A 15864-nucleotide genomic window follows, 5' to 3' on the forward strand; every position below is an offset into this window, starting at 1 on the left:
GGCCGGACCGACCGGCGGACGGAACGGCAGCCCGGTCACCGGGACCTCCGCCACCACCTCGACGGCGTCCCCCTCGCGGTCCACCGCGCAGGAGACCACGGCGGCCGCCTGCGCGGTCGCGACGGCACCGGCCCGCCCGCAGCCTCCGTCCGCGTCCAGCAGCAGCCCGTCGGCCGCCGCGAGTGCCGCCAGGTCCGCGGCGGACTCCGCCCGGTGGCGGGCACCGACCACCGCACCCACCGAGAGCGCGGCGGCGAACACCAGACAGCCGAGCACCGCACACACCAGCAGCCAGACCGTCGCCGAACCGGCGTCGCTCCGGGGCCCGCCGCCGTACACCGACGGCACCCGTCCGGCCCGCCACCGCCCGCACTTCGGCCGCCGGGTCCGGCGTGCCCCGGCCACGGTGCGCCCCCTCAGCCCGGCCATGCGCCGGCCCCTCCCTCCGCTCCTCGCAGGGTGTCCTCCCGGGCCGCGACGGCGGTGGCGCTCAGCCGTACCGCCAGTACCTCGGCGAACCGCCCCGGCGCCCCGTACGGCGCGTCCACGGTGACCCGGACGCTGTCCGGCGCCAGGTCGACCAGGACCGCGGCCCCGGCCGGTGCCGCCGCCCTCGCCGCCCCGGCGGCATCGGCGTCCCCGCGGGCGGCCGCCCTGGCCCCCACCCGCGCCGCGTCGACGCAGCGGAGCTGGGCGGCCGCCGCGAGCACGCCCCAGACCAGCAGCGCCCCCAGCAGCACCAGCGCCGGCAGGGCGACGGCGGTCTCCGCGGTGACGAAGCCGCCGTCGCCGCGGACCCGCCGCCGCCGTCCCGATCCCGGACTCGGTCCCGGGTCAAGACCCGGGTCAGGCCCCGGCCAGAACCGTCCGGACCGCCGGAGGCGGCGGCCCGACGGCCGGTCAGGTCGCATGGAGCGCCCGGTCCAGGGCCGCGGCCAGCGCTTCGAGCACGGCCGCGCTCGTCGCCACCTTGTACAGGGCGGCACCGATGGCGCACGCCCCGAGGGTGCCGACCGCGTACTCCGCGGTGGTCATCCCCGCGTCCGGGCGGTACCGGGAACGGCCCCGGCGCCGGAGTGCCCGCGGGATCCGGTCCACCGGCCGCGCGGGCGGGTGTCCCGCCCCGGGTCCGGCGGCGGTCATGGGCTCGATGGTCACGTTCATGGTTGCTCTCCTTGCCTCGAAATCCGACAGAGACCGCCGGGCCCACGACCGCACCGATCCGGCGGTCCCGTTTCCGACGTGCTCGGGTGTTGCGTCACATCGCCCGCGAGAAGGCCGTGGTGAGCCCCACCACCACCGGGGCGACACCGACCAGGACGAACGCCGGGAGGAAGCACAGTCCCAGCGGCGCCGTCGCGAGCACTCCCGCCCGGCGGACACGGGCGTGGGCCGCCCGGACGGCCTCGGCCCGCTGCCCGCTCGCGAGCCCGGTGAGCGCTGCCGCCGCCGGGGCGCCGGTCAGGCTCGTCCGGACCAGGCACCGGGCCAGTGGTGCCAGCGACGGGTGCGCCTCGCCGAGCCGGTGCCAGCAGAGCTCGGGCGGCGCCCCCAGCGCGAGTTCTGCCGCGGTCACCAGCAGCAACGGCCCCATCGGGGCGTCCACGCTCGCGCCGACCGCCGCGACGGCCGCCACCGGTGAGGGGGCGGAGCCCAGGCAGGCGGCCAGCAGCTCGGCGGTGAGCGGCAGCTGCCGCGCCAGGCGCTCCTCCTCCATCGCCGCCCGCCGCTCGGCCGGGGACCTCGCGCGCGGCAGCCACCGGTGCAGCCCGGCCGCCAGCACCCCGCCCGTCACCAGCCCTCCCGGCCCGCCGAGGAAGGCCGCCGTTCCCAGCCCCGCGCCCAGCGCCCACGCCGTCCTGCGGGCCCGTTCCGGCACAGTCCTTCGCGGCGACCCGCCGCTCGCCCCCGCTCCTGGCCCCGGCCTCCCGCCGGCCCGCCGTGACCGGGGCTGGCGGCCCCGGCCCGTCAGGGCGTCCGCACGCCGCCGCACGCACCGCCCGCGCCGGACCGGGCCGCCCGCCACCGCGACCACGGCCAGCACGCCGACCGCTCCCAGCACGGCCCACTCCGTCGCCCGCACCGTCCGCACCCACCTCCTCCGGACCACACCTCGGGTCCCTCGATCCGTCCTCCACCGCGGCGGGCCCTTCGCGCACCGGCCCGCGCCCGGCGGACCCCGCGCTCCCGCTCCGCGCCGTCCGGCCCCCTCGCGGGAGGACCGGTCCTCCCGCCGGGCGGGCGCCGTGCTTCACCCGGGCGTCGTCTCCCTGCGGAGCGCCCCGGCCGGCCGGTCGGGCCGGGTGCCGGCCGGGGTGTCGCCCCGAAGCCACTCCCGCACCCGGTCGGGGACGTCACCGCCGCTCGCCGTCGGGGGCGGCGCGACCCGCCGCCCCGACGTGCACAGCACGGCGTCCTGCACGGCCGACCGGACGATGCGGGCGGTCCAGACCAGTCCCAGCCCCTCCAGAACCGCGCCCACCGTGAGGAAGCCCAGCCCTGCGGGCGTGTGCAGCAGGACCTCCAGCGGCCGGGCTCCGAGGGCGGTGCCGAGCAGCAGACCGGCCGGCGGCAGGGCCGCCAGCACGGCGACCGTCGTGCGCGGCGCCGCCAGCTCCGCGGCGATCTCCTCGGCCAGCGCCCGTTCGGTGCGCAGCGCTTCGGCGACCCCGTCCAGCCCCGCCGCCAGACCCGCCCCGCCGGCGGAGGAGGTCCGCCAGCAGGCGGCCACCGCGGCCGCCCCGCTCCCGCCCGGCAGTTCGGCGAGCAGCCGGAACGCCGCGGGCACGTCCGCCCCGTACCGGCCGGCCGCGAGCCTGGCGACCGGTTCGGCGCCGAGCCGGCCCAGCGTCACGGAGTCGGCGGCGATCCGCGCGGTCACCAGGTGCAGCGCCTGTTCGGGCGTCGCCCCGACGCGCAGCTCGCCCGCGAGTCCGGCGCAGAGCTCCATCACGGCGACCGCCCGGTCCCGGGCTTCGGCCGCCACCGCACGCCGCCGGCGCCACCGCCCCGCCGGCAGCACGGCCACGACCGCCACCAGCACCGGCACGGGCGAGCCCGTCGCCCACCCGGCCGCCGCTCCGACGGGCAGGAGCAGCAGTTCGGGCCGTCCCCGGACGGCTTGCCGGAGGCCGCCCGACCACCGCACGACCGCCTCCGCCGCACGCGCCGCCGGGCCGTCGACGCCGTCACCGTCGCCGACCGCGTCCGCCGGCAGCACTCCGACCCACCGGCCGCCCGCCACCTGCCGCTGAAGCCCGCACCACCCCGCCACCGCGACCACGAACAGCACCAACACCCACCACAGCGCCGTCTCGTCACCCACCACGGCCACCACCTCCCTCGCCGTCGGCACAACCACCACGGCCACCACGCCCGCCATCGCGGGCCCTGCACTGACACCAGCCGCTCCCCGCCGCCGGCCCGACAGCCCGCACAGCCCCCGGCCCGTCGGCGGACGGAGCGATCCGGCCCGACCCGTCCGGGCGCCGGCCCATGTGGCTCCCACCCGGACCGCACGGCCCGCCCGGTCCGCTCACCCGCCCCGGCCGCCGCCTCCTTCCCGTCGCCCGCCCGGCCCGCTTCCCGCCCTCAGGAGCAGCAGCGCGCCCGCCGCGCAGCCGCCCAGGACCAGTCCGAACACCGCCTCCACCGCCCGCGCGGTCACGGCGCCCCGCTCACGGGTGCCGCTCCCCGCGCGGCCAGCAGTCGGCCCAGCCGCTCCCAGCCGGGCCCCGGCACCGTGGCGCCTTCCGCCGTGAACGCCACCGCCGGGGTGGTGACGGCGAGGCCCTGCCGATCACCGCCCAGGGTGTGGATCTCGGCGATCCTGCGCCGCCCGGTGCCCGGCTCGCGGGCCAGGTGCACGACCAGGTCGAGCGCCGCCCGGAGCTGGCTGTGCAGGGCCGCACGGTCCAGCCCGGCCAGCGAGCCGAGCGCCTCCAGCCGGACCGGCACGTCCGCGGCCGTGTTGGCGTGGACCGTCCCGGTGCCGCCGTCGTGGCCGGTGTTGAGGGCGGCCAGCAGATCGGCCACCTCGGCCCCGCGCACCTCTCCGATCACCAATCGGTCGGGCCGCATCCGCAGTGCCTGGCGGACGAGGTCCCGCAGGGTGAGCTCGCCCAGCCCCTCCTGGTTGGGCGGCCGGCCCTGCAGCCGCACCACGTGCGGGTGGTCGGGCCGCAGTTCGGCGGAGTCCTCGGCGATGACGATCCGCTCCTCCGGACCGACCAGGCCAAGCAGCGCCGCGAGGAGGGTGGTCTTCCCCGTGCCGGTGCCCCCGCTGACCAGGAACGAGAGCCGGGCCCGCACGACGGCGGCCAGCAGCTCGCCGCCGCGCGGCGGGAGCGTCCCGGCGGCCACCAGCTCGTCGAGCGTGAACGGCCGGGGCCGGCACACCCGCAGCGAGATGTGGGTGCAGCCGTCGGCGACCGGCGGCAGGACGGCGTGCAGCCGCGTGCCGTCCGGCAGCCGCGCGTCCACCCAGGGCCGCGCGTCGTCGAGCCGCCGCCCGGCCGCCGTGGCGAGGCGGTGGGCCAGCCGGCGCACCGCCTCGGGGCCGGCGAACCGGACTCCGGTGGCCCGGCGCAGCCCGCCGCCCCGGTCGAACCAGATCTCGTCCGGGCCGTTGACCAGGACGTCCGTGACGTCGGGCGCCGCCAGCAGCCGCTCCAGCGGGCCCGCACCCACCAGTTCGGCGCACAGCGAGCGCACGGTGTCGAGGGCGTCGTCGCCGCCGAGCGAGGGCCGGGCGGCCCGCAGGGCCGTCGCCACGGCCCCCGCGGTCGGCGGTGCCCCGGACTCCGCCAGCCGCAGCCGGACGGCGTCCACGAGCGCGGCGGCGCGCTCCTCCCGCGCCGTCCGGCCGTAGGGGTTCGGCTCCGGCCACGGCCCGCCCGCAGCGGCCCCGGGGCCCGGGACGCTCCGCAGCGCCCGCCGCCGCGGCCCGTCCCCGTGACGTCCGTCCCCGCCACGCCCGTCCCCGTGCTGTCCGGCTTCGCGGTCACCGCCGTGACAGGACTCCGCCTCGCCACCGGACCTGCGCAGACGCACCATCAGTAGACACCCCCTTCGACCGCCGGCACCTGCGGCAGCACCTCGTCCAGGAACGCCCCGCAGAAGCGCGCGAGCGGTCCGTCCTCCCGGATGCCGGGCGGCACGCCGCGTTCGAGGTCGGCGGCCAGACCGGGCTCCGGCTCCAGCACTCCGGCGAGCTGCATCCGCAGCCCCCGCGCGATCCGGTGCGCGGGGAGCCCGAGGGGCCCCGGCGGCCGCACCACCGCCCTGACGTCGTCGAGCCGCATCCGGACCGCGGCCGCCACCCGGTCGGCGGCGGCCACCGCACGCAGTTCGGCCGGCACCACCAGCAGCGCCGTGTCGGCCTGCTCCAGCGCCTGCCCGGCCGCCGGATCCAGCCGTCTGGGGACGTCGACCACCACCAGGCCGCCCCGCCTGCGGGCGGCGGCGAGGACGCTGCGCATGGCCTCGGGCGGCACCGCGAGGGTGTCACCGCGGTCCCAGGACAGGCAGGACAGCGTGCCGAGCCGCTTGAGCGCGGGCAGTGCCCTGGCCAGCTCGGTGCCGCTCACCCGTCCCCGGGAGCCCGCGAGGTCCGGCCAGCGCAGGCCGGCCGCCGTCTCGCCGCCGAGCAGGATGTCGAGCCCGCCACCGAGCGGGTCGCCGTCGACGAGGGCGGTCCGCAGGCCCCGGCGCGCGGCGGTGACCGCGAGCGCGCAGGCCAGGGTGGAGGCACCCGCGCCGCCCCGGCCTCCGAGGACGGCGACGGTGCGCGCGGGGGCGCCGACGCCCTCGACCGCGTCGGCGACGCGGTCGAGCAGCCAGGTCTCGGCCTCGGGCAGGAACAGCACGTGTTCCGCGCCGAGTTGGACGGCCCGGACCCAGATGCCCGCGTCGTCGAGATCCAGCCCGAGCAGCAGCACCCCGGGTCTGCGGGGCAGTCCGGCGAACTGCGCGGAGCGGTCGTCGCCGACCAGGACCAGCGGCGCGCCCTCCCAGAGCTCGCGCGGCGGCGTGCCCCGGACCAGCCTCGGCTCGGTGCCGGCCGCCGCGCAGATCCGCAGCAGGTGCTCGGCGAGGCCTTCGTCCCCGGTGAGGACGAGCGGCCCGGAGTGCTCCGGTCCGCCGGCGGCGGCGTGATCGGTGACGGGCTTCGACATGGCGGCTCCCCTGTCCTGGTGCCCGGCCGCGCTCGGCGGCCGGACACCCTCCGGTCGGTCCGGCAGCCGGCCGGCGGACCCGCAGCGCGGGGCCCGTCGACCGCTGCCGGGCATCACGGTGGACGGTGATCCCGTTTCCGTCCGGCGGGTTGCGATTCCCTGTGGACAACTCGTGGGCTGTGGAGGAAAACGTTCACCCGGAAGGGGGGCTATTGGACAAAGAATTGACGAAACGGGCTCACGGAGATGAACCGCCATACCGGAGCCGCCCGATAGCGCGGCACCGGCCGCACGCTCCACCCGGGCAGGTCCGGACCCCATTCCCGAAGCCACGGAAGCAGGGGCCGGCCATGAGCAGGACCCTACGGATCATCTACGGAGAGTGACCAAAGCAGCGGGAGAACCTCGACCGCCGACACCCCCCGTAGACGTCGCCGAGGCCGACCGGCGGATCCCGGCAACGGGGCGTTCAAGCCCTGAAAATGGCCCTGGACGTGCGACGACCCCCGCCGGGGGGGAGAGCGGGGGTCGTCTATCCACGGCCCGACTCGGGGGGGAGGAGCCGGACCGGGTTAGCACGGTCGCGAACGATCCGTGACTTCCATGGTGTACCCGAGCGGCCAGAAACACAAACCCGCACGCCCTTGAGTACGCCGAATGGCGGGCTGTTTTGCGGTGCCCTCTATCCTCGGTTCCCGTGGACACCACCGAGAACGCCGACGAGTACGCCGACGAGTCCCCGGACTCCACCGCCGCAGCCGACGGAACCGGCGGGGCGCCCGGGCCCGCCGGGACGCCCGTGACGGGCGCGCGCCGCGGAGCCCCCGGTTCCGGCCCCTCGGAGGCCCGCCCGCAGGCCCCGCGACCGCGACCGGCGGGTCCGCGCACCGCCGCCTTCTTCGACCTCGACAAGACGATCATCGCCAAGTCGAGCGCCCTGGCGTTCAGCCGTCCGTTCTACCAGGGCGGTCTGATCAACCGTCGGGCCGTCCTGCGAAGTGCGTACGCCCAGTTCGTCTTCCTGGTGGGCGGCGCGGACCACGACCAGATGGAGAAGATGCGCGAGTACCTCTCCGCGCTCACCCGGGGCTGGAACGTCCAGCAGGTCCGCGAGATCGTCGCCGAGACCCTGCACAACCTGATCGACCCGATCATCTACGACGAGGCCGCCTCCCTCATCGAGCAGCACCACGCGGCCGGCCGCGACGTGGTCATCGTCAGCAGCTCGGGCTCCGAGGTGGTCGAGCCGATCGGCGCGCTGCTCGGCGCCGACCACGTGATCGCGACCCGGCTGAAGGTCGAGGACGGCTGCTACACCGGCGAGATCGACTACTACGCCTACGCCGAGAACAAGGCGGCCGCGATCCGGGAGCTGGCCGCGGTCGAGGGCTACGACCTGGCCGAGTGCTACGCCTACAGCGACTCGTCCACGGACCTGCCGCTGCTGGAGGCGGTCGGCCACCCCTCGGCGGTCAACCCGGACCGGGCGCTGCGCAAGGAGGCGGTGGCCCGCGAGTGGCCGGTGCTGGTCTTCGACAAGCCGGTGGAACTCCGGCGGCGGCTCCCGGAGTTCTCGGCGCCGAGCCGCTCGGTACTGACGGCGGTGGCGGTCGGCACGGCCGTGCTGACGGCCGGGATCGTCTGGTACGCGGCCCGGCGCCGCCGCGCCGCGGCCTGAGCTCCGGGGGTGTCCGCCTTCCCGCGGCGGGCACCCCTACAGCCTTGGACAAAACGGTCAAAAGCCGAAGACTGCGCTTTTCGGGTTCCCCTTTCGGCCGAAACGCGATACAAATGAAGCACGGCCCGCGAGACCCGGTCAGGACCGAAGAGGTCAAACCGACAACGCAGTTCAGGCCCCACGGACCGCACGCACAGATGACCGAGCACCCACATGCAGCCGACCCGCTGTCGGGCCGCCTGACCAGACGAACGGGCAGGATCCCCGTCTGATCGGCATTTCCGGTGCATGCATGGTCACCCGGCACCTGTGCCAGCGGCGGCACCGAGCAGGACCAGGTGCCGCCGCATCCCTGTGCGCGGGCCGGCCCCGGGCGCCCGCCCGAAGCACCCTCAGACCATGCCGCGCTGCATCGCCTCGCAGACCGCCGTGCTCTCCCGCACGCCGAGCCGCAGCGCGCGGCCGCAGTGGTCGATCCAGGCCGCCAGCCCCTCCGGAGTCCCCGCCAGGTAGCCCGCCAGCGCCCGCCGGTACGCGTCCGTCCCCAGTTCCACCAGACCGACCTCGGCCGGGCAGATGGACTTCGGGTCGAGCCCCTCGGCGATCAGCACGATCCGCTGGGCGGCCCGGGCGATCAGGCCGTTGTACGCACCGAACGGCCGCAGTGCCAGCAGTTCGCCGTGCACCACCGAGGCGACCACCAGGGCCGGCGTCCCGACGCCCTGCCCCTCCGCACGGGCCACCAGCAGCCGGGAGAGCTGGTCGAGCCGGGCGGCGACCTCCTCCGGCCCGGGCGCCGCCGGCAGTACGGGCACCTGCCCGTCCGCCACCGCGGGGGCCGCCCGGCCCTGCTCCGCCGCGACGCCCTCCACCGGCTCCAGCGCCAGCGGGAACAGGTCGTCGGCACCCTCCCCCGCCCGGCGCGGCCGGCCCGCCGCGGGATCGGCGTCCCCGACCGCCAGCAGGTGCAGCCGTGCCAGCACCTGGAGCGGCGAGTGCCGCCAGACGCTCAGCAACTGGCCCGCCTCGGCCGCGACGCGCAGCGCCGCGCCCACCGCCCGGCTCCCGGGGTCGGCGCCGAAGTCACTGCGCCGCCGGACCTCCTCCAGCGGCCAGTCGGCCCCGGCCAGCGCCGCGGACGCGCGGGCGCCGCGCAGGGCGGCCTCGGAGGTGACCTCGGCCGCGCGGCGGCGCATCACCCGGTGACCGTAGAGGCGGTCGACGGCCTTGCGCACCCCGGCCACCGCGTCGGGCACTCCGGGGAGCTGGGCCAGCGGGGCGAGGGGATCTGTTCCAGTGCTCACCTACCCGAGAGTAATGACCCGGGGGCCCCGGCCGGAACAGCAGTCCCGCATCACTCGATTGAGGCAATCCTCACTTCCCTCCGGCGAACACCCCCAAACCCCGGCTAGCATGACCACCGCCGAAGACGACAACGATTACCAACTCGGAAGATCGTCCTCGGAGCATCGTCGACCTCGCCCCGGCGCGCACCCGCGACCGCGGCGGGCCCAGGAGCGAGAGCCGGAGTCCCAAGATGAAGATCGCCTTCGTCGGCAAGGGCGGCAGCGGCAAGACCACGCTGTCCGCGCTGTTCATCCGCCATCTGGCCGCCGCGGGCCGACCGGTCCTCGCCGTCGACGCCGACATCAACCAGCACCTCGGCCCGGCCCTGGGGCTGACGGACGACCAGGCCGCGGCACTGCCCTCGCTCGGGGCCCACCTGCCGGAGATCAAGGAGTACCTGCGCGGCGGGAACCCGCTGATCCGCTCCGCCGAGGAGATGATCAAGACCACCCCGCCGGGCCGCGGCTCGCGACTGCTCCGGATCGTCGAGGAGAACCCCGTCTACGCCGCCTGCGCCCGCCCGGTCGCGCTCGACGAGGGCTCGGTGCGGCTGCTGGCCACCGGCGCGTTCACCGAGGAGGACCTCGGGGTCGCCTGCTACCACTCCAAGGTCGGCGCGGTCGAGCTGCTGCTGAACCACCTGGTCGACGGCCGCGACGAGTACGTGGTGACCGACATGACGGCCGGCTCCGACTCCTTCGCCTCGGGGCTGTTCACCCGCTTCGACCTCACCTTCCTGGTCGCCGAGCCCACCCGCAAGGGCGTCTCGGTCTACCGCCAGTACCGGGACTACGCGCGCGACTTCGGCGTGCGGCTGCGGGTCGTCGGCAACAAGGTGCAGGGCCCTGAGGACCTGGACTTCCTGCGCCGGGAGGTCGGCGAGGACCTGCTGACCGCCTTCGGTCAGTCCGACTGGGTGCGCCGCCTGGAGCAGGGCGCGGAGCCTCCGCTGCGCGCCCTCGAAGCATCCGGCCGCGCCGTGCTGGACGAGCTTCGCGCGGCGGCAGACGCCTCGTACGGCCTGCGGGACCCCCGCCGGTACACCGAGCAGGCCGTCCTCTTCCACCTGCGCAACGCCGAGAGCTGGGCCAACGCCAAGGTCGGCATCGACCTCGCCTCCCAGGTCGACCCGGACTTCGTGCTCGGCGGCGAGCCCGCCGCGGCCGGCGCGACCGCCTGACCGCAGGACCCGGGATCCACGGATCCGCCGCAGCGACCACGGGCCGCGCTCCCCCGCACGGGGACCGCGGCCCACGTGCGTCCGGACCCGCACGCCACCAGCAGATTCCCGACCGTTCGACCACCACCCAATGGGGTGAATGCGGTGGTTATTCGCTGTCGCTCCGGATCACGCTGTGCAAAGCTCTCATTACCCTCGGTTTACCGAGTCTTGATGTTCCGCATTCGTCCCGCTGCCCCTCGCCGTGGCCTGGCTCCTCCCAGCGCCCCGCCGAGCGGCCACGGGACGGCCCGATGGTCCAGGTCCCGGCCGGTGACGCCCGCACCCCCGGCCCGACCGCACCATCCCGCCACACCGTCGCGACCCACGACAGCCGATCCGCTCCACCGGGTCCGCACCCGGACCCACCGCCGGACCTGACTGCGTTCGTTCCCCGGACAGACGGGAAGACCCATGAGCACCGACATCTCCAGTGCCCCCATCGCCTCCGACACCACCGACCACGCCCCACCGGGCCGACGTCCCCGCGCCGCCTGGGCACTGGACCTCTCGGCCTCCCTGGTGGTGTTCCTGATCGCCGTGCCGTTCTCCCTCGGCATCGCCCTGGCCACCGGCGCCCCGCTCACCGCCGGCCTGGCCGCGGCGGCGGTCGGCGGCATCGTGGTCGGTCTGTTCGGCGGCACTCCCCTGCAGGTCAGCGGCCCCTCCGCCGCGCTCACCGTGATCACCGCCGGCCTCATCTCGCAGTACGGCTGGCAGGCCACCTGTGCCATCACCCTCGCCGCGGGCCTGCTCCAGCTCCTGCTCGGGGTCCGCCGGGTGGCCCGCACCGCGCTGGCGGTCTCACCCGCGATCGTGCACGGCATGCTGGCCGGCGTCGGCCTCGCCATCGCCATCGCCCAGCTGCACGTCGTGCTCGGCGGCTCCCCGCAGAGCTCGGCGGTCGCCAACCTGCTGGCCCTGCCCGGCCAGCTGGCGGGGCCGCACCCCGCTGCCGTGACCGTCGGCGCGGTCACCGCCGCCGTCCTGCTCGCCTGGCCCCGGCTGGGCCGGCTCCCCGGCCGGTACGGGGAGTTCGGCGCCCGCCTGGCCGGGGTCCCCGGCCCGCTCGTCGCCGTCGGCGCCGCCACCGCGCTCGCCCTCGGACTGGACCTGCGGCTCGCCCGGGTCGAGCTGCCCGCCTGGCAGCCCCACGACCTCCTCCCCGACCTGCCGCACGGCGCGCCGCTCGCCGTCCTGGCCGCCGTGCTGACCGTCACCGCCGTGGCGAGCGTCGAGTCGCTGCTCTCCGCCGTCGCGGTCGACCGGATGTCGCGCCGCAGCGGGGACCTCGACCGCGAACTGCGCGGCCAGGGCATCGCCAACGTGGTCAGCGGACTGGTCGGCGGACTGCCGATCGCCGGCGGCGCGGTGCGCAGCACGGCCAACGTCCGGGCCGGCGCGCAGAGCCGCCGCTCCTCGGTGCTGCACGGGGTGTGGGTGCTGGCGGCCGCGCTGGCGCTCACCGGCGGGCTGCGCCGGATCCCGCTCGCCGCGCTCGCCGCGCTGGTGCTGGTGGTCGGCCTGCAGATGGTGAGCTTCGCGCACATCCGCAAGGTGCACCGGCACCGCGAGTTCCCGGTGTACCTGATCACCGTGGTCGCGGTGGTGCTGTTCGGCGTCCTGCCGGGGGTCGCGCTGGGCGCGGCGACGGCCGTGCTGCTCGCGCTCCACCGGCTGACCCGCGCCCACGTGGACGTCCTGACCGGCCCCGACGGCTCGTTCACGGTGGAGACGCACGGTCCCCTCACCTTCGCCGCGGTGCCCCGGCTCAGCCGGGCGCTGGCCGGCATCCCGGCCGGCGCCGAGGTCGCCGTCGTGCACGACGGCTCCTTCCTCGACCACGCCGCCTACGAGACCGTGCACAGCTGGCGCACCGGCCACCAGGCGGTCGGCGGGCGGGTGTCGATGGTGACCCGCCGCCAGGACGACGAGGTGCTCGACCCGGACGGCACGGTCCGGGCCGGCAGCTCCCCGGGACCGCACCGCTGCCGCGCCTGGACGCCCTGGGTCGGTCACCACTGCATCGAGCAGCAGGAGGATCCGCACGGCCGGCTGCTGGACGGGGTCCGGGGGTTCCAGCTGCACACCGCCCCGCTGGTGCGGCCCGAGCTGGCCCGGCTCGCCCGGGAGGGCCAGACCCCCTCCCAGCTCTTCCTGACCTGCGCCGACTCCCGGATGGTCACCAGCATGATCACCAACAGCGGCCCGGGCGACCTCTTCACCGTCCGCAACGTCGGCAACCTGGTGCCGGCGCCGCACGAGCCGGGCGCGGCCGACGACTCCGTCGCGGCGGCGGTGCAGTACGCGGTCGAGGTGCTGGAGGTGCGCTCGATCACGGTCTGCGGCCACTCGGGCTGCGGAGCGATGAAGGCGCTGCTGGACGGGGTGCACGAACAGCCCGGACGGCCCACCCCGCTGGCCCGCTGGCTGCGCAACGGCCGCGGTTCGCTGGACCGGCTCCGCCGGGTTCCGGCGGAGTTCGCCGACCGGCCCGTGGTGGACCTCGGCGAGCAGCTCTGCATCACCAACGTGGTCCAGCAGCTGGACCAGCTGATGGCCAACCCCGCGGTGGAGCGCCGGGTGGCCGGGGGCACCCTGCGGCTGGTCGGCATGTACTTCGACTTCGCGACCGCGCAGGCGTACGTGCTCGACCGGGAGAGCGGGCGGTTCGGTCCCGTCGAGGCCCTGGCACCGGTGGCCACCGCCGACGCGGCCCCGGCGCCCGCGCCGGGGGACGGGGCGTCCGCGGGCGGTCAGGGGGCGCCCGCCGCGCGGCAGGAGCGCGACACGCCCGGACATCTCAAGGAATTCGAACAGGTTCCGGCCGACGGCCCCGCCGTCGCGGCGCCGGCCGGCGAGGGAGGAGGCCCCGGTCTGGCCGCCTGAGGGCCGGGCCCGTGTCCCGCCCGGGCGGGCCGGGGACGCGGGCCCGCCCGTCCCGCCCGGTCCGGGGCTCCGGCGACCTCGGGCGACCGTTCGATGCCCGGTCAAAGGTCTACACCAATTATCCGGAGCCTCTTGTCAACTGACCTCTTCGCCTGGTGAGCTGTGCGCTGGGACACACGGGACAATCCCCACGCACGGGAAAGACCCCGATCATGACTCATGAGGAGTGCGCGTTGAGCAACGAGAGCCTGGCCAACCTGCTCAAGGAGGAGCGGCGTTTCGCCCCGCCGGCAGAGCTCGCCGCAGCCGCCAACGTCACCGCGGCCGCGTACGCTCAGGCCTCCGAGGACCGCCTCGGCTTCTGGGCCGAGCAGGCCCGCCGCCTCACCTGGGCCGTCGAGCCCACCGAGACCCTCGACTGGTCCAACCCGCCGTTCGCCAAGTGGTTCGCCGACGGCAAGCTCAACGTGGCCTACAACTGCGTCGACCGGCACGTCGAGGCCGGCAACGGCGACCGCGTCGCCATCCACTTCGAGGGCGAGCCCGGCGACGGCCGCTCGATCACCTACGCCCAGCTCAAGGACGAGGTCTCGCAGGCCGCCAACGCACTGCTGGAGCTCGGTGTCACCAAGGGCGACCGGGTCGCGGTCTACCTGCCGATGATCGCCGAGGCGGTCGTCGCGATGCTCGCCTGTGCCCGGATCGGCGCCACCCACTCGGTGGTCTTCGGCGGCTTCTCCGCCGACGCCGTGGCCTCCCGCATCCAGGACGCCCAGGCCAAGCTGGTCATCACCGCAGACGGCGGCTACCGGCGCGGCAAGCCGTCCGCCCTCAAGCCGGCCATCGACGAGGCACTGACCAAGGTCGAGGGCGTCGAGCACGTCCTGGTCGTGCGCCGCACCGGCCAGGAGGTCGCCTGGACCGAGGGCCGCGACGTCTGGTGGCACGAGGCCACCGCCCGCCAGTCCACCGAGCACACCCCCGAGGCGCACGACGCCGAGCACCCGCTCTTCATCCTCTACACCTCGGGCACCACCGGGAAGCCCAAGGGCATCCTGCACACCTCGGGCGGCTACCTCACCCAGGCCAGCTACACCCACCACGCCGTCTTCGACCTCAAGCCGGAGACCGACGTCTACTGGTGCACCGCCGACATCGGCTGGGTCACCGGCCACTCGTACATCGTCTACGGCCCGCTCGCCAACGGCGCAACCCAGGTGATCTACGAGGGCACCCCGGACACCCCGCACCAGGGCCGGTTCTGGGAGGTCGTCCAGAAGTACGGCGTGACCATCCTCTACACCGCGCCCACCGCGATCCGCACCTTCATGAAGTGGGGCGACGACATCCCCGCGAAGTTCGACCTGTCCTCGCTGCGGGTGCTGGGCAGCGTCGGCGAGCCGATCAACCCCGAGGCGTGGATCTGGTACCGCGAGCACATCGGCGCCGGCAAGGCCCCGATCGTGGACACCTGGTGGCAGACCGAGACCGGCGCGATGATGATCAGCCCGCTGCCGGGCGTCACCGAGACCAAGCCGGGCTCCGCCCAGCGCGCGCTGCCGGGCATCGCGGCCACCGTGGTCGACGACAACGCCGTCGAGGTCCCGAACGGCTCCGGCGGCTACCTGGTGCTCACCGAGCCGTGGCCGTCCATGCTGCGCACCATCTGGGGCGACGACCAGCGCTACATCGACACCTACTGGTCGCGCTTCGAGGGCCGCTACTTCGCCGGTGACGGTGCCAAGAAGGACGAGGACGGCGACATCTGGCTGCTCGGCCGGGTCGACGACGTCATGCTGGTCTCCGGCCACAACATCTCGACCACCGAGGTCGAGTCCGCCCTGGTCGGGCACCCGGCGGTGGCCGAGTCCGCCGTGGTCGGCGCCACCGACGCCACCACCGGCCAGGCGATCGTCGCCTTCGTCATCCTGCGCGGCACGGCCACCGACAGCCCCGAGCTGGTCGAGGAGCTGCGGGCGCACGTCGGCCGCACGCTCGGCCCGATCGCCAAGCCCAAGCAGATCAAGGTCGTCGGCGAGCTGCCGAAGACCCGCTCCGGCAAGATCATGCGCCGCCTGCTGCGCGACATCGCCGAGGGCCGCGAGGTCGGTGACACCACCACGCTGGCCGACTCCACCGTGATGAACCTCATCCAGGCCCAGCTGCCGCCGGCCGGCAGCGAGGGCTGACCGGAAGCGGAGAAACCCTGACGGTGCCCCGGGCGGTCGTGACCGCCCGGGGCACCGCCGTGTCCGGGCACCGCCATGGGCCGGGCCCGGGCCCGGGATCTGGCCCGGGATCGGGATCGGGATCTGGCCCGGAACCCGCGTCCGGGCACCGCCACGGCCGGGAAGCGACCACCTCCGGGAAACGCCGTTCCCGGTGTGCTCCGGGCCACGGGCCACGGGCCACGGCCGTCGCCGTGTGGCCGCCGAGGCTTTAGTCCTGAATCATGACAATCAGGATGTCGCCTTGTCACACCCGCTAGAATGTCAACGACGCATCAAGATCCGCGTCACAGGGCGAGCCGGGAAGTCTGGTCGGCGATGCACCAC

The 15864-nt window shown here is 75.6% G+C and carries 12 protein-coding genes; 4 read left to right on the forward strand and 8 right to left on the reverse strand.

Translation table 11 applies throughout. The annotated features are described in order from the left end of the window. The 7 genes from ACFCX4_RS10485 to ssd all read right to left on the reverse strand — a co-directional run. A partial coding sequence (locus ACFCX4_RS10485) for an Rv3654c family TadE-like protein (RefSeq protein ID WP_376140479.1) occupies positions 1–429 on the reverse strand: 429 nt, incomplete at its 3' end. Beyond that, positions 417–911 carry a TadE family type IV pilus minor pilin gene (locus ACFCX4_RS10490; protein WP_376140481.1) on the reverse strand — a complete coding sequence of 165 codons (495 nt, stop codon included), beginning with the start codon at positions 909–911 and terminating at the stop codon, positions 417–419. The genes ACFCX4_RS10485 and ACFCX4_RS10490, both read right to left, overlap by 13 nt. Then, positions 901–1164 carry a DUF4244 domain-containing protein gene (locus ACFCX4_RS10495; protein ID WP_376140483.1) on the reverse strand — a complete coding sequence of 88 codons (264 nt, stop codon included), beginning with the start codon at positions 1162–1164 and terminating at the stop codon, positions 901–903. The genes ACFCX4_RS10490 and ACFCX4_RS10495 overlap by 11 nt, the downstream gene beginning before the upstream one ends. Before the next feature lie 94 nt (positions 1165–1258). Next, positions 1259–1879, reverse strand: a complete 621-nt coding sequence (locus ACFCX4_RS10500) for a type II secretion system F family protein (RefSeq protein ID WP_376140485.1) — start codon at positions 1877–1879, stop codon at positions 1259–1261. A 372-nt stretch (positions 1880–2251) separates the two neighbouring features. After that, complete coding sequence (locus ACFCX4_RS10505) at positions 2252–3325, reverse strand: type II secretion system F family protein (RefSeq protein ID WP_376140487.1); 1074 nt, start codon at positions 3323–3325, stop codon at positions 2252–2254. Positions 3326–3663: 338 nt separating this feature from the next. Next, a complete protein-coding gene (locus ACFCX4_RS10510) occupies positions 3664–5055 on the reverse strand; it encodes a TadA family conjugal transfer-associated ATPase (protein WP_376140489.1) in 1392 nt (463 codons plus the stop codon). After that, positions 5055–6176, reverse strand: a complete 1122-nt coding sequence (ssd, locus tag ACFCX4_RS10515) for a septum site-determining protein Ssd (protein ID WP_376140492.1) — start codon at positions 6174–6176, stop codon at positions 5055–5057. The genes ACFCX4_RS10510 and ssd overlap by 1 nt, the downstream gene beginning before the upstream one ends. 697 nt (positions 6177–6873) lie before the next feature. On the opposite strand from ssd, the gene ACFCX4_RS10520 reads away from it, so the two are divergent. Next, positions 6874–7854 (forward strand): HAD family hydrolase, encoded by a 981-nt coding sequence (locus ACFCX4_RS10520; RefSeq protein ID WP_376140494.1) that lies wholly within the window; start codon positions 6874–6876, stop codon positions 7852–7854. A 392-nt stretch (positions 7855–8246) separates the two neighbouring features. Here the strand turns inward: ACFCX4_RS10520 and ACFCX4_RS10525 are convergent, their stop codons facing one another. Continuing rightward, positions 8247–9158, reverse strand: a complete 912-nt coding sequence (locus tag ACFCX4_RS10525; protein ID WP_376140496.1) for an oxidoreductase — start codon at positions 9156–9158, stop codon at positions 8247–8249. A gap of 233 nt (positions 9159–9391) precedes the next feature. On the opposite strand from ACFCX4_RS10525, the gene ACFCX4_RS10530 reads away from it, so the two are divergent. The 3 genes from ACFCX4_RS10530 to acs all read left to right on the forward strand — a co-directional run bounded on the left by ACFCX4_RS10530 (position 9392) and on the right by acs (position 15498). Next, positions 9392–10381 (forward strand): ATP-binding protein, encoded by a 990-nt coding sequence (locus ACFCX4_RS10530; protein WP_376140498.1) that lies wholly within the window; start codon positions 9392–9394, stop codon positions 10379–10381. Between the two features lie 453 nt (positions 10382–10834). Further along, on the forward strand, positions 10835–13309 hold the full coding sequence (locus ACFCX4_RS10535) for a SulP family inorganic anion transporter (RefSeq protein WP_376140500.1): 2475 nt from the start codon (positions 10835–10837) through the stop codon (positions 13307–13309). A 212-nt stretch (positions 13310–13521) separates the two neighbouring features. Then, the gene (acs, locus tag ACFCX4_RS10540) at positions 13522–15498 is read left to right on the forward strand and encodes an acetate--CoA ligase (protein ID WP_376140502.1); all 1977 of its coding nucleotides are present in this window, start codon (positions 13522–13524) and stop codon (positions 15496–15498) included. Positions 15499–15864 lie beyond the last annotated feature (366 nt).

This window comes from Kitasatospora sp. NPDC056327 (assembly GCF_042261735.1).
Lineage (GTDB): Bacteria > Actinomycetota > Actinomycetes > Streptomycetales > Streptomycetaceae > Kitasatospora.